Annotated in this window: 18 protein-coding genes; 10 read left to right on the forward strand and 8 right to left on the reverse strand. The window is 67.9% G+C overall.

Features of this window, described 5'->3' with window-relative positions; genetic code table 11:
• Positions 1 to 29: 29 nt before the first annotated feature.
• The 7 genes from CJ014_RS18990 to CJ014_RS19020 all read right to left on the reverse strand — a co-directional run bounded on the left by CJ014_RS18990 (position 30) and on the right by CJ014_RS19020 (position 8,382).
• Positions 30 to 1,082, reverse strand: a complete 1,053-nt coding sequence (locus CJ014_RS18990) for a DNA polymerase III subunit delta' (RefSeq protein ID WP_100082066.1) — start codon at positions 1,080 to 1,082, stop codon at positions 30 to 32.
• Positions 1,072 to 1,731, reverse strand: coding sequence for a dTMP kinase (gene tmk, locus CJ014_RS18995; RefSeq protein WP_100082067.1), 660 nt, complete (start codon positions 1,729 to 1,731; stop codon positions 1,072 to 1,074). Before tmk ends, CJ014_RS18990 begins: the two co-directional genes overlap by 11 nt.
• Positions 1,712 to 2,929, reverse strand: coding sequence for a D-alanyl-D-alanine carboxypeptidase family protein (locus CJ014_RS19000; protein ID WP_100082068.1), 1,218 nt, complete (start codon positions 2,927 to 2,929; stop codon positions 1,712 to 1,714). Before CJ014_RS19000 ends, tmk begins: the two co-directional genes overlap by 20 nt.
• A gap of 72 nt (positions 2,930 to 3,001) precedes the next feature.
• On the reverse strand, positions 3,002 to 4,405 hold the full coding sequence (locus CJ014_RS19005) for a septal ring lytic transglycosylase RlpA family protein (RefSeq protein WP_100082069.1): 1,404 nt from the start codon (positions 4,403 to 4,405) through the stop codon (positions 3,002 to 3,004).
• Between the two features lie 321 nt (positions 4,406 to 4,726).
• Complete coding sequence (gene parC, locus CJ014_RS19010; RefSeq protein WP_100082070.1) at positions 4,727 to 6,988, reverse strand: DNA topoisomerase IV subunit A; 2,262 nt, start codon at positions 6,986 to 6,988, stop codon at positions 4,727 to 4,729.
• 90 nt (positions 6,989 to 7,078) lie between these two features.
• Positions 7,079 to 7,555, reverse strand: a complete 477-nt coding sequence (ybaK, locus tag CJ014_RS19015) for a Cys-tRNA(Pro) deacylase (protein ID WP_100082071.1) — start codon at positions 7,553 to 7,555, stop codon at positions 7,079 to 7,081.
• Positions 7,556 to 7,590: 35 nt separating this feature from the next.
• Complete coding sequence (locus CJ014_RS19020; RefSeq protein ID WP_165790911.1) at positions 7,591 to 8,382, reverse strand: alpha/beta fold hydrolase; 792 nt, start codon at positions 8,380 to 8,382, stop codon at positions 7,591 to 7,593.
• Positions 8,383 to 8,539: 157 nt separating this feature from the next.
• On the opposite strand from CJ014_RS19020, the gene CJ014_RS19025 reads away from it, so the two are divergent.
• From CJ014_RS19025 to CJ014_RS19060, 8 genes are all read left to right on the forward strand, one after another.
• Positions 8,540 to 9,046, forward strand: a complete 507-nt coding sequence (locus CJ014_RS19025) for a hypothetical protein (RefSeq protein WP_100082073.1) — start codon at positions 8,540 to 8,542, stop codon at positions 9,044 to 9,046.
• A gap of 1 nt (position 9,047) precedes the next feature.
• Positions 9,048 to 10,277: a DUF2325 domain-containing protein gene (locus tag CJ014_RS19030; RefSeq protein WP_100082074.1), complete on the forward strand. Its 1,230-nt coding sequence runs from the start codon at positions 9,048 to 9,050 to the stop codon at positions 10,275 to 10,277.
• Positions 10,278 to 10,366: 89 nt separating this feature from the next.
• A complete protein-coding gene (gene nikR, locus CJ014_RS19035) occupies positions 10,367 to 10,828 on the forward strand; it encodes a nickel-responsive transcriptional regulator NikR (protein WP_100082075.1) in 462 nt (153 codons plus the stop codon).
• Positions 10,829 to 10,929: 101 nt separating this feature from the next.
• Positions 10,930 to 11,691, forward strand: a complete 762-nt coding sequence (locus CJ014_RS19040) for a DUF4198 domain-containing protein (RefSeq protein WP_100082076.1) — start codon at positions 10,930 to 10,932, stop codon at positions 11,689 to 11,691.
• Positions 11,692 to 11,712: 21 nt separating this feature from the next.
• The gene (gene cbiM / locus CJ014_RS19045; RefSeq protein WP_100082077.1) at positions 11,713 to 12,339 is read left to right on the forward strand and encodes a cobalt transporter CbiM; all 627 of its coding nucleotides are present in this window, start codon (positions 11,713 to 11,715) and stop codon (positions 12,337 to 12,339) included.
• Positions 12,336 to 12,893 (forward strand): cobalamin biosynthesis protein CbiM, encoded by a 558-nt coding sequence (locus CJ014_RS19050; RefSeq protein WP_100082078.1) that lies wholly within the window; start codon positions 12,336 to 12,338, stop codon positions 12,891 to 12,893. The genes cbiM and CJ014_RS19050 overlap by 4 nt, the downstream gene beginning before the upstream one ends.
• Positions 12,883 to 13,638, forward strand: a complete 756-nt coding sequence (cbiQ, locus tag CJ014_RS19055) for a cobalt ECF transporter T component CbiQ (RefSeq protein ID WP_100082079.1) — start codon at positions 12,883 to 12,885, stop codon at positions 13,636 to 13,638. Before CJ014_RS19050 ends, cbiQ begins: the two co-directional genes overlap by 11 nt.
• Positions 13,638 to 14,348, forward strand: coding sequence for an energy-coupling factor ABC transporter ATP-binding protein (locus tag CJ014_RS19060; protein ID WP_100082080.1), 711 nt, complete (start codon positions 13,638 to 13,640; stop codon positions 14,346 to 14,348). Before cbiQ ends, CJ014_RS19060 begins: the two co-directional genes overlap by 1 nt.
• Positions 14,349 to 14,440: 92 nt before the next feature.
• Here the strand turns inward: CJ014_RS19060 and CJ014_RS19065 are convergent, their stop codons facing one another.
• Entirely contained in the window at positions 14,441 to 15,451 is a 1,011-nt protein-coding gene (locus CJ014_RS19065; RefSeq protein ID WP_100082081.1) for a LacI family DNA-binding transcriptional regulator, read from the reverse strand.
• Positions 15,452 to 15,846: 395 nt separating this feature from the next.
• Between CJ014_RS19065 and adhE the strand changes: the two genes are divergently transcribed.
• A complete protein-coding gene (gene adhE, locus CJ014_RS19070; protein ID WP_100082082.1) occupies positions 15,847 to 18,525 on the forward strand; it encodes a bifunctional acetaldehyde-CoA/alcohol dehydrogenase in 2,679 nt (892 codons plus the stop codon).
• Between the two features lie 199 nt (positions 18,526 to 18,724).
• Positions 18,725 to 18,857 (forward strand): glyceraldehyde 3-phosphate dehydrogenase NAD-binding domain-containing protein (locus CJ014_RS19075; protein ID WP_245427450.1); only part of this gene is annotated, 133 nt, incomplete at its 3' end.

Genomic DNA, 18,857 nt, shown 5'->3' on the forward strand with positions numbered 1-18,857 from the left:
GGAACGCCGGCGGCACATCTTGTGAATAGCTACTTAGCGACGCATCCCGCAAGGCTTTGCATCAGCGAAATTACCGCCTGCCGGCGATCGAGGTTGATGCCGTCGGTCTCGGCGACGATGCGATTGACCGTCTCCCAGGCGACCGCGTAGCCGTTGACGCGATCGACGCCGCCCCTCAGCGTCAGGCGCATGTGCTCGGAGAGCCAGCCGCGGGCGAGATCGGCGCAGAGGTCGAAGCTGTCGGCGCCCTTGCGGCCGGCGACCGCGTCGGCAAAGCGATAGAGGCGCGGCCGGTCGAGGCGGGGAAACCCGTCGGCCAGCGCCCGGAACTGGCGATAGACCTCGAGGCCGTCGTTCTCGATGCATTCGATCGCCCGGCGCACCGAGCCTTCGGAGAGCGCCGCCAAGGCCGGCTTGTCGCCTTCGGCGACCGTCAGGCCGAGCGAGGTCAGCGCCGCATCGAGATCGTCGGGACCGAGCGGATCGAGGGACAGGCGGCGGCAGCGCGAGCGGATGGTCGGCAGCAGCCGCCCCGGCGCGTGGGAGAGCACCAGGAACAGCGACCGCTTCGGCGGCTCCTCCAGCATCTTCAAGAGCGCGTTGGCCGCCGAGACGTTCATGTCGTCGGCGGCGTCGACGATGGCGATGCGATAGCCGTCGACGCCGGCGGCGTTGCCGAAGAAGGTCACCGTCTTGCGGATCTCGTCGACAGTGAGCTGCGTCTTGACCTTCTTGGCCTTGTCGTCCCAGGGGCGGCGAAGATGCAGCAGATTGGGGTGGGCGCCGGTCGCCACCATGGCGGCGACGCGGTCGCTGGCCGGCAGCAGGCCGGCGGCGGGCGGCGGCGCCTTCGTCGGATCGGCATGGCTCAGCACGAAGCGGGCGAAGCGGAAGGCCAGCGTCGCCTTGCCGATGCCCTTCGGACCGGTCAGCAGGATGGCGTGATGCAGCCGGCCGCCGGCATAGCCTTCGTGCAATTCGGCGGCGGCGACCGCATGGCCGATCAGCTCCGTCTGCTCGCGCGGCAGCGGCAGCCCTTCCAGCCAGTCGGCCTCGGTGGCGCGATCGTCCTCAATCGCCACGGGCGCTCTCCCGATCGAGCCCGAAACGGTCGGTCACCAGCGCCAGGATGTCGGCGGACACCACGTCCTTGTCCCGGCTGCCGTCGACGACGACGCAGCGCTCCGGAAAGCGGTCGGCCAGCGCCAGGAAGCCGCGCCGCCGTTCCTCATGCACCGCGACGGCATCGCTCTCGAACCGGTCGGCGCCCTCCGAACGATGGCCGACACGGGCGAGCCCGACCGCGACGGGCACGTCGATGATGACGGTGAGATCGGGAACCGTGGAGCCGATGGCGGCGTCGACGAGGCTGTCGACGACATCGGCCGGCAGCCCGCCGGCCGTTCCCTGGTAGACCCGGCTCGAATCGGCGAAACGGTCGCAAATCACGTAGGCGCCGCGTACCAGCGACGGCTCGATCAGCTCGGCGACGTGGTCGATACGGGCGGCGGCGAACAGGTAGGCCTCGCCGAGCACGCCGAGCGGCCTTGCCCGGCCGGACAGGAGAACACCACGGATCGCCTCGGCAGCCGGCGAGCCGCCGGGCTCGCGCGTCAGCACCACGTCGAGGCCGCGGCCCTCGAGAGCCGCCGCAAGGCGCTTCGACTGCGTCGACTTGCCGGTGCCCTCGCCGCCCTCGAAGGTGATGAACCTACCCCTGGTGCCGGCCACGCAATGCTCCCAAGTTCACGATATCCTCGATCGATATAGACCCGATCGTCCTGTACCACCAGCCGGCGAACATCTCGGCGAAACCGTCGAGCGCCCGGTCGCGGATCTCGCCGCGCTCGACGTCGACGGCGGCCTCGAGCGGTACCGATTGATAGAGGCGATCGTCGACCCGGACCTCCAGGCGGGCCACCGGGGCGCCGCGCCGTATCGGCGCCGGCACGGGGCCGTCGTAGACCACGGCGAGGCGGAACTGCGAGCGGTCGCCGGTCGGCAGCGTCAGATTCACCGGGGCGCCGCCGGCCGCAATGACCGGCACGTCCGGCGCATTGCCGCCGAACGCCTTCACCCGGCCGATCTCGGCCCCGGACGGAAAGATCTCGAACCGGCCGTATTCCGAGAACGCCCCCTCGATCAGTGCCTTGAGGTCCTTGTCGCGGTCGGCGAGCGAGGTGTAGCCGCTGGCCGCCACGGTGACGCGGCGATCGCCGCGGCCGGCCGACAACAAGGCCCCGAAGCCGTCGGCCTCGTCGAAGGCCAGCATCATGCCGTCGACGCCCGGCAGCTCCTTCACGAAGCGCGTCTTGTTGGTCTGGTTGATCTTGTTCCAGAGAAATTCCGGCTGGCTGTAGAGCGCGTAGCGGTCGGGATAGCTCGTCCGGATATGGGCGGCCAGCGCCAGCATGTCGGCCAGGGTGGTCTTCGCCCGGGGGTCGGGATAGCCGGTCGGATTGGCAAAGCGGCTGTCCTTGAGGCCGATCCGCGCCGCGTAGGCGTTCATGCGCTCGGTGAAGGCGGCTTCCGATCCCGTCAGCCCCTCGGCCAGCGCGATCGCCGCGTCGTTGGCGTAGTCGACGACGAGGCCGCGCAAGAGATCGCCCACCGGCACGAACGATTTCACCGCCGCGAACATGGTGGTGACGCGGGCCGGCGCGCCGCCGGTGCGCCAGGCGTGCTCGCTGACCGGATAGAGCGTGGCGTCGGTGACTTCGCCGGCCTTCAGCGCCTCGAAGACCACGGCGGCGGTCACCAGCTTGGTGAAATTGGCCGGCGCGAACGGCTTGTCTTCGTCCTTGGCGATCAGCAGCGAGCCGGTGGTTTCGTCGTGCAGCACCACGCGCGGTGCGATGCTCTCGAGCGCGACGGACGGGCCGGACATCAGGGCGGCGAACAGAAGGAGCGGCAGAAGGAACCCACGCATGACGACGAAACCGGACCTCCCGCTGCCGGCGCCCTTGGACGCCGGACATGCCCTCGCCGCGCGGAACGCCGGTCAGCGCAGGAGACGGGCTCCGTCGATGCCGGCCGCCTCGGCAGCGGCAATCACCTGGTCCGGCGTCGCGGTCAGAGCGGTGAGGCGCATCAGCTTCATGCCGCGCCCGCCAACCGTGATGTCGGTGACGACGGGCGTGCCATAGGCCGAAAGCACGGCGCTCACCTTGGCGACATTGTCCGGATTGCCGAACACGCCGAGCTGGACCACCGGGCCTGACGACTCGCGGGCGGCCGCCGGCTTCGAGCCGGCCATGCCTTCGAGCTTGTCGACCAGCTCCGACAGGCCCGTTCCCGCCTCGATGCCATCGACGGCCTGGTAGGCCTGCGACACGCGATCGGCGGCGTAGCCGGAGGCGTTGGGCGGCAGCGGCGGCAACATGACGTCGCCGAACATGACGGTGGGCTGGTAGGTATTGGCGGCCGGATCGGCGAAGCTCATGCGCGGCTGCGGCACGGGCACGGCCGCGTTGGGCGCCAGGGCGGCGAACTGCGGCTGGGCCACGAAATCGGCAGGATCGGCCGAAGCGATGGTGACGTAATCGAAGGTCTCGGCCGGACGGGGCAGCGGCACCACGTCGATGGCCGGCGCCGGGGTGCCGGCGATGTCGGCCGGCGCGGCGGCGGCCACCACGGCCGGGGCGACGGGCGCCACCGGAGCGGGCACCGCCTTCGGCGCATCCGAGCTGCCGAAGACGTTCATCATGCTCTTGACGCCGGGCAGCGATTCGACGGCGGCGAGCATGACGTTCGGCTTGTCCGCCTGCGGCTCGACAAGCGACGGGCCACGATAGGAGGCGAGCAGGAAGGCGGTATCATCGCCTTCGGTCGACGCCGGGCCGACGTATTCGACGCGAATCTTGGCGACGCCGGCGCGCTTGACGCCGAGCATGTCGGCGGCGCGCTGCGACATGTCGAGGACGCGGTTGGAATGGAACGGCCCGCGATCGTTGACGCGGACGATGACCGAGCGGCCGGTGGCCAGGCTGGTCAGCCTGGCGTAAGACGGCAGCGGCATGGTGGGATGGGCGGCGGAAATCGACGCGCTGTCGAAGACTTCGCCATTGGCCGTGCGGCGGCCGTGGAAATCGGTGCCGTACCAGCTGGCGAGACCGACGACCTTGTAGTCGGGATCGATCTTCGGCACGTAGGTCTTGCCGGCGATCTGATAGGGCTTGCCGACCATGGCGCGGCCGCCGCCCTTCGGTACCGGCTGCCCCATGGCGACGACGCGCGGGCTGGGCGCGACGCCATATTTGGGATCGATCTTTGCCTTGGCGGATTTGAGGGGGGCCTGTTCGGTTGTTCCGCAGCCCGCCACGCCGATCGCCAGAACCAGTGATGTGGACATCACGGTCAGGAGCGTTTTCGTCGTCGAGCGCGTGCCGTTTCGCCCTGCAGTCATTCCGTACGCCTTGCCGTTTGAGCACTCATCATCGCTGTTCCGTCGGGCCGGCAGCCTTCCGGAGCTTATCCACAACGAAGCGCCGCACCCTGGTGCGTTCGCCTAGTCTAGGAGGCCATCCCTAACCTTCTGTTAAAGATGAAATGGCCGTTGGACGATGAATCCCCTGGTCAATCCCTAGCGCCCGACCTCCGCGAAGGAAATCAGCAGCGTGGACGTTGTACATTCGTTCGGCAGGTCCGTAAAGACAGCAAAAGCTGTGTCCGGCAGGTTCCGTACACACCAAATGCGGTATTCGCCGGCCGAAGCGGGAGCGACTCGTCAAAGCCCGCGCGGCCCGAAGCTGTTCGATTTCGGGAATCCCAGCGGCGGCAGCCGGCCGGCGGCAGCGCGGTCGCCGATCCAGTCGGCGAGATCGGCCATCGACCTCTGGAACACGCGGCCCGACGTGTCGGTCCAGACGAGGCCGCTGTCGGCGGCAAACACCCTGACGTCGGAGACGCCGCCGTCCTTGAACTTCTGGAGCCGCACGCCCTTGCCGCGCCCCATCTCCGCCACCTGGACCAGCGGGAAGACCAGGAACTTGCGATTCTCGCCGATGATGGCGACGTGGTCGCCCTCGGCCGGAACCATCAGCTTCGCCTTCTGGCCGGCCGACACGTTGAGCAATTGCTTGCCCTTGCGCGTGGTGGCCACGAGATCGGCTTCGGCGGTGACGAAGCCGTAGCCGTCCGACGACACCACCAGGAGCTTGCGCTCCGGCTTGTGGACGAAGACGTCGACCACGTCGGCGCCGTCCTCCATGTCGACCATCAGGCGGATCGGCTCGCCGGCCGAGCGGCCGCCCGGCAGCTTGTCGGCGCCGAGCGTGAACACCTTGCCGTTGTCGGCGAAGACGATCAGCTTGTCGGTGGTCTCGGCCTTGAAGAACAGCTTCAGCCCGTCGCCGGCCTTGAACTGCAGGCCGGAAACGTCGGAGATGTGCCCCTTCAGCGCGCGGATCCAGCCCTTCTCGGAGACGACGACGGTGATCGGCTCGCGCTCGATCAGCGCCTCCATCACGTCGTCGGCGTCATGGGCCGGGCCGTCGCCGAAGCTGGTGCGGCGCTTGCCGATCTTGCTGTCGGCGCCGAATTCCTTCTTCACCTCGCCGATCTGCCAGCGCACCGTCTTCCACTGCTTCCTCTCGGACCCCAGCAGGTCCTCGATCTCCGCCTTTTCCTTGGAAAGCTCGGCGTGCTCCTTGCGGATTTCCATTTCCTCGAGCTTGCGCAGGTTCCTGAGGCGCATGTTGAGCACGGCGTCGGCTTGCGTCTCTGTGAGACCGAAGGCGCGGATCAATTCGGCCTTGGGCTCGTCCTCCTCGCGGATGATGCGGATCACCTCGTCGAGGTTGAGATAGGCGATGATGAAGCCTTCGAGCAGCTCCAGGCGGGCGTTGATCTGGTCGAGCCGGTGCTGCGAGCGGCGGATCAGCACCTCGCGGCGATGGGCGAGCCATTCGACCAGAACCTGTCGGACGCCCAGCACGTTGGGCACCTGGCCGCGCGACAGAACGTTCATGTTCATCGGGATGCGGCTTTCGAGCTCCGACAGGCGGAACAGCGCCTCCATCATCAGCTTGTCGTCGACGTTGCGCGACTTCGGCACGATGACGATGCGGACGTCGGTGGTCGATTCGTCGCGCACGTCCTCGACCAGCGGTACCTTGCGGTCGGTGATCAGCTCGGCGATCTTCTCGATCAGCTTGGCCTTCTGCACCTGATAGGGGATCTCGGTGACCACCGCCTGCCAGGTGCCGCGGTCGAGATCCTCGCGATGCCAGCGGGCGCGCACCCGGAAGCCGCCGCGGCCGGTGCGATAGGTTTCGAGAATGGCCTCCGCGCTTTCGACGATGATGCCGCCGGTGGGGAAGTCCGGTCCCCGGATCGGTCCCTGATCGCGGTCGACGAGGCCTTCCACCTCGGTGTCCGGCGCGTCGATCAGCTTGATCGCCGCGTCGCAGATCTCGGCGACGTTGTGGGTCGGAATGTTGGTCGCCATGCCGACGGCGATGCCGGCCGAGCCGTTGGCGAGCAGGTTGGGGAAGGCGCCCGGCAGCACCACCGGCTCCTTGTCGGCCTGGTCGTAGGTCTCGCGAAAGTCGACCGCGTCCTCGTCGAGCCCGTCCAGCAGCAGGCGGGCGACCTCGGTCATGCGCGCCTCGGTGTAGCGCTGGGCGGCGGCGCTGTCGCCGTCGATGTTGCCGAAATTGCCCTGCCCGTCGACCAGCGGATAGCGCTGGGAGAAATCCTGGGCGAGGCGCACCATCGCCTCGTAGACGGCGCCGTCGCCATGCGGATGATACTTGCCGATGACGTCGCCGACGACGCGGGCGCACTTCTTGAAGGCGTTGCCGGGGTCGAGGCGCAGGAGGCGCATGGCATAGAGAATGCGCCGGTGCACCGGCTTCAGGCCGTCGCGCACGTCGGGCAGCGCCCGGTGCATGATGGTCGACAAAGCGTAGGCGAGATAGCGCTCCTCGAGCGCCTCCCGCAGATTGATCGGCTCGATGCCGTCGGAGGGAATCAGTTCCTTGCCCATGGCACGATGGGTAGAATCACCCCCGTCCAAGTGCAACAGAAAGGCAAGCGGTCAACCGCCAACGGGCCGGCTTTGTCCCCGGATTAGTGGTCAATCCGCCACCAGCGATACCGCCTTGGCATCGAGCGCCTTCACCGCGTCGGCCGGCTTCAGGTGGACCTGCAGGCCGCGCTGGCCGCCGTTCATGTAGACGGTTGCGTGGGCGAGCGCCGCCTGTTCGAAGGCGGTCGGCACGCGCTTCTTCTGGCCGAAGGGCGAAATGCCGCCGACATGATAGCCGGTGGCGCGCTCGGCGTCGGCCGGCTTCATCATATGGGCCGACTTGCCGCCGAAGGCCGCCGCCAGCTTCTTCATGCTGACTTCGTGATCGGACGGCATGACGACGCAGACCGGCTTGCCGTCCACCTCGGCCATCAGCGTCTTGAGGACGCGAGACGGCTCGGCGCCGATCGCCTCGGCCGCCTGCATGCCGATGCGATCGGCATCGGGATCGTAGTCGTAGGTCACCGTCTCGTAGGCGACGCGCGCCTTGTCGAGAAACTGGGTGGCACGGGTGGTGCGGGACATCGGAAAGGCCTTGTTTGCGACAAGAGACAGGACGATCAGGCGGGAAGCCCGGCCAGGAAGGCGGGGAGCCGGCGATTGACGGCGACCGCCGCCTCGACGTGCGGCAGGTGGCCGACTTCCGGGATGACGAAGCGCTCGCCGCCGACGGCGGCAAGGCGCTCCTCGTCGAGCGGATTGACGGCGTCGCCGGCGCCCCAGACGACGAGACGCGGCAGGCCGGCCCCGGCGACGGCGCGGAAGGCGGCATCGGCCTCGGCGGAAATCGCGGTCATCTCGGAAGCGATGCGCGACAACGCCGCCCGCCGGCCCGGCTTTTCCAGTTCGTCGAGCATGTAGAGCGCCAGGCGGCGGCTGGCGAGGCTCTTCCTGACGAACAGGCGCTGGAGCAGATGCTCGGTAGCCTCGATGTCGGTCAGCGTCGGCAGCGTCTCCACGAAGACGCGCGGCACCGGCCGGCCGAGACCGGAGGCGGCGAGCGCCGTCAGCGACCGGACGCGATCGGGATGGCGCGCCGCGAAGACGCCCGACACGGCGCCGCCCAGCGAATGCCCGACGATATCGACACGGCCAATTCCCACGTCGTCCAGCGCCCGGAGGATGGCATCGGCAAAAGCGGCCGCCGTCGGCGTCGCCCCGTCCGCCCAGGGCGAAGCCCCATGGCCCGGCAGGTCGAGCGACCAGACGTCGGCCACTTCCGACAGGGCCGGCTGGTTGGCGGTGAAGGTGCGTCGGTCGGCGCCGAAACCGTGGGCGAGCAGGAGGGGCGCGCCGTTGCCACCCGAGTGATGGAGACGGACTTCGAAAACAGCGGAAGACGAACTGGACAATCGCAACTCCGAACGGATGCGCGGATGGCCGCAGATTGGCGGTTCGCCGCCCGGAGGGCAAGGGCAAACAGACCCGGCGTAGTCACTTTCACTTATACTTGACTCATAGATTCAAGTTATGCTCCCTATCGGTGAATCCCATCGCCGGAAGCCGACCATGAACGCGCCTCATCTTCCGCCCGAAAGCTGGCCCGCCCAGGACGTCGAGGACCTCCTGGTCCTCGTGCGCTTCGTAAGCGAGGAGAAACGCCGCAAAGCCCGCGGCGAGGAGCCGGCTTCCAGCCGGCCCGACGCCCTCGCCTGCCGGCGACTCACCGAACGGTGCGCGCTGGTGCCCCGCCCGCGGGCGCCCGGCGGCTACACGGCGAGCCTCGTCGGCATGTCGCGGCTCTACCGCTTCATTCACGCGCCGGTCGGCGTCGCGCCGGAAATGCCCGTCGACCGCGAGGTGGAAGTCCGGCGCACCGTGCTGGAGGCCCTCAATCCGCCCGATCGCGGCGAGGTGGAGGCGCGTATGTGCGCCGAACTGGTGGAAATGCGGGCCGGCATCTTCCGTTGTGCCCACGCCGATCTCTGCGCCGGGCGCGGCTGCCCGTTCGAGCTGGAGGTGTCGGCCGATGCCGTCGATCGCGCCCTCTGCGCGCTGCTGCCCAAAGGGAACTGACATGCTCGGCAAGACCGTCTTCTCGCTGCCCGGGCCGGTCGAGGCGGCCACATCGCTATCCTCTTTCGCCCCCGACCGGCCGCTGCTCCGTCCCGTCCGTCATGAGCGGCCGAGAATCTGGGACCTGCCGAAGAGTTGCCACTGCGTGACGCTCGGCACCTGCCTGACGCTGGCCGATCTGCGCAAGACGGCGAAGCGGCTGGGCCTGTTCCACGGCATCGAGCTGATGACCGACTACGAACTGCACGGCGCCTTCGTGCACGCCATGTCGAGCCGCAACCGCGCCTCCAGCGCCGTCCAGAAGCTGCTCGACGCCAACCACGCCGGTGCGGTGCGCAAGGCGTCGCGCTGCCGTTCGGAGGAGGAACTGTCGGCGTTCTGGGATCGCGAGGTGGCCGAGGGACAGATCGCCGGCGCCTTCTGGGCGGTGATGAGCCACGTGCATCTCGGCGGCGCGCTGGAGGTCCGCGTCTTCGGCGAGGTGCACATGATGTCGCACCTGTGCGGCGCCTCGCACCGCGGCGATGCCCGGGCGCGCTCGTTGGCCGAACAGCAGTGCGCCGCCCTCGCCCGCCGGCTGGAACAGGCCAATGCCGGCCATCTGGAAGCGCTGGCCGCCCGCGACCGCGAGATCGATCGGCTCGGCCGCCTGGTGTCCGGCATCGAGCCTTTCGTGCGGGAGGCGGCGACGCTGCGCGCCCGCGTCGCCGAGCTGGAAGGCGGCGAGGAGACCACGCGCCTCGCCGACAGGGCCGACGACCTCGGCCGCCGGCTCGACCTCGCGCTGCGCCGCAATGACCGGCTCGCCGCCGAAATCGACGCATTGACCGACCGGCTCGCCGCCGCCGAGGCGCGCGTGGCCGATCTTTCCGACCAGTTGGCCGACGCTTCGCCCGGCACGCCCCGCGCCTGCGCCGACGATTGCCCGTTCAACCTCGAAGGGCGCTGCATCGCCTATATCGGCGGCCGGCCGCGCACGGTGTCGCGCATGCGCGACCTCGTCGAGCGCTGCCGCGGTTCGCTGATCTACCATGACGGCGGCGCCGAACAGTCGGCCGAGACGCTGGACGGCGTGCTGGTCCGCGCCGACGTGGTGATGTTTCCGGTCGATTGCGTCAGCCACACCGCCGTCGAGAAGCTGAAGACGATCTGCGGCCGCATGAACAAGACCTACCTGCCGCTCTCCTCGGCAAGCTACTCGTCGTTCGCCAGCGAGCTTGGAAGGGTGTAGGGAAGCGCACGCCCTATCCTTCCCCGGCCGGACCCTGCTAACCTGCCCGCCGGCGGCCGTCGGCCGGACCGGAACCCAGGGAGAATGCCTTGCAGCGGGTGACCATCACACTGGATGACGACCTCGTCGAGGAGATCGATGCCTTCATCGCCCGGCGCGGCTACCAGAACCGCTCCGAGGCGATCCGCGACCTCGCCCGCGCCGGCCTCGGGGAACTGGCCACCGCCGCCGATCCCGAGCGGGATTGCGTCGCCGCAGTCGTCTACACCTTCGATCACGAGAAGCGCGAGCTGGCCCGGCGCCTCGCGGCGGTGCATCACCACCATCACGACCTGTCGCTCGCCACGACGCACGTCCATCTCGACGAGGCCAACTGCCTGGAAGTGACGCTGCTGAAGGGCCGGGCCGGCGAGATCAGCCATTTCGCCGAGCATCTGACCGCCGAACGCGGCGTCCGCTACGGCCGTCTGGTGGTGGTGCCGATCGAAGGAAAAGGCGACCGGCCACACGACCATTCTCACAGCCACGAGGCCGAAACGAGCGACAATTAGGGCGGACGACCCGCCGGCAAGAGCGACCCTAGCCTTTTACCGTATTGCATCGGTATGATGATTTTGTATTTTCCTCATACCAACGCAAAACGGAAAGACCGATGCGCACGCTCATTGCCACCGCCGCCCTGATCGCTCTCGCCTCGCCCGCCTTCGCCCATTTCCAGGAGATCCTGCCGTCGGCGGACGTGCTGCCCGAGGGCGGCAAGGTCACCGTCGACCTGGTGTTCACCCATCCGATGGAGCGCGGCCCGACCATGGACATGGCCAGGCCGGCGCGGGTCGGCGTCGCCAGCGAAAAGGGCGTCGAGGACATCACGAGCACGCTGACCGAGGTTCCTGTCGACGGCAAGCAAGCCTGGCGCTTCGAACGCGACGTCGCCGAGCCCGGCGCCGAGATATTGTTCGTCGAGCCCAAGCCCTATTGGGAGCCGGCCGAGAACAAGTACATCGTCCACTACGCCAAGGTGGTGGTGGACGGCTACGCCTCCGGAGAAGGCTGGGATCGTCTCGTCGGCCTGCCGGTGGAGATCGCGCCGCTCGTCCGGCCGACCGGCCTGTGGACCGGCAACCTGTTCCGCGGCGTCGTGCTCAAGGACGGCCAGCCGGTGCCCGGCGCCGAGATCGAGGTCGAGTGGGTCAACGACGGCTCGGTGATGCCGCCCAACGAGGCCTTCATCACCCAGGTGATCAAGGCCGACGACATGGGCGTGTTCTCCTACGCCATGCCGAAGGCGGGCTGGTGGGGTTTCGCGGCGCTGATCGACGGCCCGGAGGCCCAATCGCCGGACGGCAAGCCGGCGGCGACCGAGCTCGGCGCGCTGATGTGGGTGAAGGCGACCGACATGGGCGGCGCCAAATGACGACCCGGCGGGAGGCCTGACATGGCGCATATTCCGGACGGCATCCTGTCGCTGCCGGTCCTCGCGGCCGGTACGCTGGCCGGCGCCGGCGGCCTCATGCTCGGCATTCGCCGGCTCGGCGACCGGGATATCCCGCGAACGGCCCTGCTCGCCGCCGTGTTCTTCATCGCCTCGTCGCTGGCCTTTCCGCTCGGCCCGACCTCCGTCCACCTGCTGCTCGGCGGGCTGATCGGCCTCATGCTCGGCTGGAAGGCGTTTCCGGCCATCTTCGTCGGCCTGCTGCTGCAGGCGCTGCTGTTCGGCTTCGGCGGACTGACGACGCTCGGCGTCGACCTGGTCAATATGGCCTTGCCGGGCGTGGCCCTGGCCGCGGCCGTCCGCCGGTTCGTCGACGCCGGCCATCCCAGCCGGTCGGCGGCGCTCGTCGGCATGGCGGCCGCATTGTCGGTGATCGTCACCGCCGGTCTGGTCGGTCTGGAGATCGCCCTGTCGGAGCCGGCCTTCGCGCCGGCCGTCGGCGTGATGGCGGCGGCCTACCTGCCGCTCGCCGCCATCGAGGCCGTGGTGTCCGCCTTCGTGACGCTCTATCTTCTCAAGGTGAAACCGGAGATGATCGGAGCGTCCGCCTTCACTGGAACGTCCCCGTGACCCGTCGCCTCGCCGCCGCGCTCGCCGCCTTCCTCCTTCTGGCCCTGCCCGCCGAGGCGCATCGCCTGAAGCTGTTCGCCCAGGTGACCGTCGGAACCATTGCCGGCTATGGATTCTACATCGGCGGCGGCCGTCCGCAGGGCGCCGACCTGGTGATCGCCACCCCGGACGGCGAGGAATTAAGCCGCCTCAAGACCGGCGATGACGGCGGCTTCAGCTTCACGCCTCCGGCGCCCGGCCGCTACCACCTGACCCTCGCCGCTGGGGACGGCCATTTCGCCGACATCGACATCTCGACGGACGGCATGCCCGTCACGGCAGCGGCGGCAGCGGACGCCTCGCCGGCGAACGCCCTCCCGGCCGATCTCGATGCCCGCATCGCCCAATCGGTCGATGCGGCGGTGGCGCGGCAGATCCGGCCGCTGCTCGAAGCCTACGACGCCGCCGAAGGCCGGGTTCGCTTCAACGACCTCGTCGGCGGTGTCGGCTGGATCGCCGGCATGGCCGGCCTCTGGGCCTGGCTCCGCTCGCGGCGGAGCGGCCATGGCAACTGACACGATCGACGCCGCCGCCCGCGTCTCGCCGCTCGACCGGCTCGACACGCGTACCCGCGTCATCGCCGCCGTGGCGCTGGTTCTGGCGCTGGTCAGCCTTCGCTCCTGGATGCTGCTCGGCGCGGCGATCCTTCTCGGCATCCTGCTCACGACGCTGGCCGGCATACCGGCGCGGCAGACGATCCGGCGGCTGCTGCATGTCGAGGGCTTCCTGCTGATCCTGTTCGTCGCGCTGCCGCTGACGACACGGCTGCCGCCGTTCATCGCGATCGGGCCGGTCGGCCTGTCGGTGCCTGGCCTCGAACGGGCGGCGACGCTGGCCCTCCGCATCACCGCGGCGGCGCTCGTCGTCCTGCCGCTGATTTCCGGCCTGACGCCCATCCGGCTCGGCCACGCGCTCGGCCGGCTGGGCCTGCCGTCGCGTCTCGTCCAGGTCTTCCTGTTTTCGATCCGCTATATCGAATTGCTGCGCGCCGAGGCGCGGCGCCTCCATGACGCCATGCGCCTGCGCGGCTTTGTGCCCGCCACCGACCTGCATACCCTCAGGAGCTACGGCCACTTCATCGGCCAGTTGCTGGTGCGGGCCGTCGAGCGCGCCGAGCGGGTGAACGAGGCGATGCGCTGCCGGGGCTTTGCCGGACGATTCCCGCTTGTTACGCTGGAGCGGTTCGGCGCCGCCGACATCGCCGCCGCCGGGCTGACCGCTCTCCTCGCCGGCGGGCTTCTCCTGATGGATCGCCTTTGATGACCGCCCTTCTCGATCTTTGCGGCCTGAGCGTCCGGCGCGGCGGCCGGCTGGTGCTCGACGGGGTCGATCTTCGGCTCGAAAGCGGCGAGCGGCTGGCGCTGGCGGGCGCCAACGGCGCCGGCAAGACCACGCTGCTGCGCGCCATCGTCGGGCTGGAAATGCCGGATGCCGGCGAAATCGTCGCCTTCGGCCGCGCCCGGCGCGAGGAGACCGACTTCCGCGATCTGCGCCAGCGGATCGGCTTCCTGTTTCAGGATTCCGACGACCAGCTGTTCGCGCCGACGGTGATCGAGGACGTCGCCTTCGGCCCGCTCAACCTCGGCTTCACGCCGGCGCAGGCGATCGAGCGGGCGCAGGCGGTGCTGGCCGATCTCGACCTGCTGACTCTTAATCAGCGGGTCACCCACCACCTTTCCGGCGGCGAAAAACGGCTGGTGGCGCTGGCCGGCGTGCTGGCCATGGATCCGGACGTGCTGCTGCTCGACGAGCCGACCAACGCGCTCGACGAGGCGCATCTCGCCCGCCTCACCGCCATCCTCGCCGAACTGCCCGTGGCGATGATCCTGGTGTCGCACGACGCGCATTTCCTCGCCACGCTGTCGACGCGGGCGGTGCTGCTGGAAGACGGACACCTGAAGCCGGCGGTGGCGCACCGGCACCAGCACCGCCACGACCACGTGCATTTCCATCCGATCGATGAAGACTAGAGCATCGGACCGAAAAGTGGAATCCGGTTTTCGGGAAATCCGATGCAGTAACAAGATACTAGATCATCATGCGTCCGTCAGGACCGCATGATCTAGTCCACCGGCTCGTCGACGAGGCCGGTCACCGGCGCCGTCGAGCCGCGCACGATCAGCCGGCCGGACAGCATCACCTTGCGGGCCGGCGCCTTCGGCGCCCTGAGCCGGTCGAACAGCAGCGTCATCGCCATGCGGCCGATGTCGCCGACCGGCTGCTCGATGACCGTGAGGCCCGGCCCGACCAGTTCCGACCATGTCTCGTTGTCGAAGCCGGCGATGGCGACGTCGTCGGGCGTCCTGAGCCCAAGCCGCCGCATCGCCTTGACCACGCCGAGCAGTATCGCGCTGCTCGAAGCGATGACGCCGTCCGGCCGGTCGGGACGGGAAAACACCTTGACGATCTCGCGCTCGGCCGCCTCGGCGTTGGGCGGCACGAAGAAGGCCTCGGACGACAGGCCGAGCGCGGCGGTGGCCGTGAGGTAGCCGAGGTGGCGGTCGACCGCCGTCGACGAGGTGTTGCCGAACAGGCCGACGATACGGCCGCGGCCGATGGTATGAAGGTGACGGACCAGCGTCGCCGTCGCCTGCTGATTGTCGAGAACGACGCTGTCGTGTCGGCCGACCGGCCCGCCGCGGTCGACCAGCACCACCGGAAACGGCGGATCCTCGTCGGCCAGCCGTTCGAGGCTGCCGCGAGTCGGCGACCAGATGAGGCCGGTGACGCGCTCCTCTTCCATCAGGCGCAGGTACATCGCCTCGCGCTCGGCGCTCTCGTCGGTGTTGCAGAGAATGACGCGCAGGCCGGAACGATAGGCCTCGTCCTCGACCACCCGGCTCAATGCGGTGAAGAACGGGCTGCGGATGTCGGCCACCATGAGGCCGATGGTCTGGGAGTGCTGCGAGCGCAGCCGGCGGGCCGAAAGATTGGGCCGATAGCCGGTGGCGGCGATAGCTTTCTCCACCCGCTCGCGCAGCTCCGGGCTGACCGGGCCGTTGCCGAACACCCGCGACACGGTAGCCACCGACACACCGGCCCTCTGGGCCACGTCCTTGATACTAACCGCCATTTTTCAAAGGCCCCATGACCTCGCGCCGATTTCCCGATGGCGTCCTCCTCGCCCTCCGAAACCACTGAAAAGGATTACATGAGGCTTGCTCAGCCGCACCAATTTGAAATCAGTAGTTTTTCTGATAAAATTCACCGGTGCGTTGGCGACCCCCGGGAGGCAAGCGGGCCAATTCCCTGAAGCTGGCGGATTTCACCTTTTCTATCAACGCCCTTAAGAAGAATTTTGGTCAGTCTGTAGTACCACTACGCATTGGAAACTTAATCGGTTCAAGGCTTGACCATTGGACTGAAAACGATCCCATATGCATCGGGACACAATAAAGCGGACCCTCGAAAAGGTCCTCCACAACCGCCTCGCCTTCGGGACGAATGCTTGGAAGACAGGAGAAGAACATGCCAATCAATAGCCCGGCTGATCTCGACGCGCTGGTATCCCGCGTCAAGCGCGCCCAGCAGATCTATGCGACGTTCTCCCAGGAGCAGGTCGATCTGATCTTCCGCCAGGCCGCCTTCGCCGCCGCCGCCGCCCGCATTCCGCTCGCCATGCAGGCGGCCGAAGAGACCGGCATGGGCGTGGTGGAAGACAAGGTCATCAAGAACCACTTCGCTTCCGAGTACATCTACAACAAGTACAAGGAAGAGAAGACCTGCGGCGTGCTGGAGGTCGACGACCTCGGCGGCACCATCACCATCGCCGAGCCGATCGGCCTGATCTGCGGCATCGTGCCGACCACCAACCCGACGTCGACCGCCATCTTCAAGGCGCTGATCAGCCTGAAGACCCGCAACGGCATCGTCTTCTCCCCCCATCCGCGCGCCAAGAAGTCGACCTGCGCCGCCGCCAAGCTGGTGCTTGACGCCGCCGTCGCCGCCGGCGCCCCGGCCGACATCATCGGCTGGATCGACACGCCGTCCGTCGAGCTCTCCAACGCCCTGATGCGTCACCCCGACGTCAACCTGATCCTGGCCACCGGTGGTCCGGCCATGGTGAAGGCGGCCTACTCCTCCGGCAAGCCCGCCATCGGCGTCGGCGCCGGCAATGCGCCGGTGGTCATCGACGAGTTCGGCGACATCAAGCGCGCCGTCGCCTCGATCCTGATGTCCAAGACCTTCGACAACGGCATGATCTGCGCCTCCGAGCAGGCGGTGATCGCCGTCGACAGCGTCTACGACGCGGTCCGCGAGCGCTTCCAGAGCCACGGCGGCTACATCCTCTCGGGCAACGAGCTCGGCGCGGTGCGCAACGTCGTGTTCCCCGGCGGCCATCTGTCTCCGGACGTCGTCGGCCAGTCGGCCGTCAAGATCGCCGCCTCCGCCGGCATCGCCGTTCCCGCCGACACCAAGATCCTGATCGGCGAGGTCGACAGCGTCGAGGAGAGCGAGCCCTTCGCCCACGAGAAGCTGTCGCCGACGCTCGCCCTCTACCGTCGTCCGGACTTCGAGGCCGCCGTCGACGCCGCCGCCGCGCTGGTCGCCCTCGGCGGTATCGGCCATACCTCGGTGCTCTACACCGACCAGGACCGTCACCAGGACCGCGTCGCCGCTTTCGGCGACAAGATGAAGACGGCCCGTATCCTCATCAACTCGCCGTCCGCCCTCGGCGGCATCGGTGACCTCTACAACTTCAACCTGGCGCCGTCTCTGACGCTCGGTTGCGGCAGCTGGGGTGGCAACTCGATCTCCGACAACGTCGGTCCGAAGCACCTCATCAACCGCAAGACCGTCGCGAAGCGAGCCGAAAACATGCTCTGGCACAAGCTCCCCAAGTCCATCTACTTCCGCCGCGGCGCCATCGCCGAAGCGTTCAAGGACCTCGAGGGCAAGAAGCGCGCGCTGGTGGTCACCGACCGCTTCCTGTTCCTCAACGGCTATGCCGACGGCGTCATCGAGCTCTTGAAGTCCCACGGCATGGACGTCGAGACCTATTATGACGTCGAGGCCGATCCGACGCTCTCCGCCGTCCGCAAGGGCACCGAGCGCGCCGTTTCCTTCAAGCCGGACGTGATCATTGCCTTCGGCGGCGGCTCGGCCATGGACGCGGCCAAGATCATGTGGGTGATGTACGAGCATCCGGAAGTACACTTCGAGGACCTGGCGCTGCGCTTCATGGACATCCGCAAGCGCATCTACAAGTTCCCGAAGCTGGGCATCAAGGCCGAGCTGGTGGCCATTCCGACCACCTCCGGCACCGGTTCGGAAGTGACGCCGTTCGCCGTCGTCACCGACGACTCGACGGGCATGAAGTATCCGCTCGCCGACTACGAGCTGACGCCCAACATGGCCATCGTCGACGCCAACTTCGTCATGAACATGCCGAAGTCGCTGACCGCCTTCGGCGGTATCGACGCCGTCACCCATGCCCTGGAGGCCTATGCCTCGGTGCTGGCCAACGAGTATTCCGACGGCCAGGCGCTGCAGGCGCTGAAGCTGCTCAAGGAATACCTGCCGGCCGCCTACAAGGAAGGCGCCAACGATCCGATCGCCCGCGAGAAGGTGCATAACGGCGCCACCATCGCCGGCATCGCCTTCGCCAATGCCTTCCTCGGCGTCTGCCACTCCATGGCCCACAAGCTCGGCGCGGCCTTCCACCTGCCGCACGGCCTGTCGAACGCGCTCTTGATCGCCAACGTGATCCGCTACAACGCCACCAACAACCCGACCAAGCAGACGGCCTTCTCGCAGTATGACCGTCCGAAGGCCCGGGCCCGTTACGGCGAGATCGCCACGCACCTCGGCCTGCATGCCGAGCGCACCCAGCAGCGGGTCGACAACCTGATCGCCTGGGTCGAAGAGCTGAAGAAGCAGCTCGACATCCCGGCGTCGATCCAGGCGGCGGGCGTGCCGGAGGCGGAGTTCCTCGCCAAGGTCGACAAGATCGCCGTCGAGGCGTTCGACGATCAGTGCACCGGCGCCAACCCGCGCTTCCCGCTGATCTCCGAGCTGAAGGCCATTCTGGTCGACAGCTACTACGGCCGGGCCTATGTCGAGCCGACCGAGCGCACCGAGACGGTGGAGGCGGCTCAGCCCGTCGAGGCGGTCAAGCCCGCCAAGGGTCGCAAGGCGGCCGAATAAATAGCGAAAACCGGCGAACGGAGGCGGGGCGACCCGCCTCCGTTTTGCTTTCGGACGCCTTCACACCTTCTGAAGTGACAACCGAAAACCACCGGCGTACACCGATGCCGTCCGGTTTCCGGGGCGGTTCTCGTGAGGAACGCAAGTCTCTTTGCGAAGAGACCCAGACGCCACGAAATATAACCAGCATCATTGGGAGATGAACATGGCAGTAAAGGTCGCCATCAACGGCTTTGGTCGTATCGGTCGTAACGTTCTGCGCGCGATCGTCGAGTCCGGCCGCAATGACATCGAGGTTGTCGGCATCAACGACCTCGGCCCGGTCGAGACCA

The sequence above is a fragment of the Pleomorphomonas carboxyditropha genome, from assembly GCF_002770725.1.
GTDB lineage: Bacteria > Pseudomonadota > Alphaproteobacteria > Rhizobiales > Pleomorphomonadaceae > Pleomorphomonas > Pleomorphomonas carboxyditropha.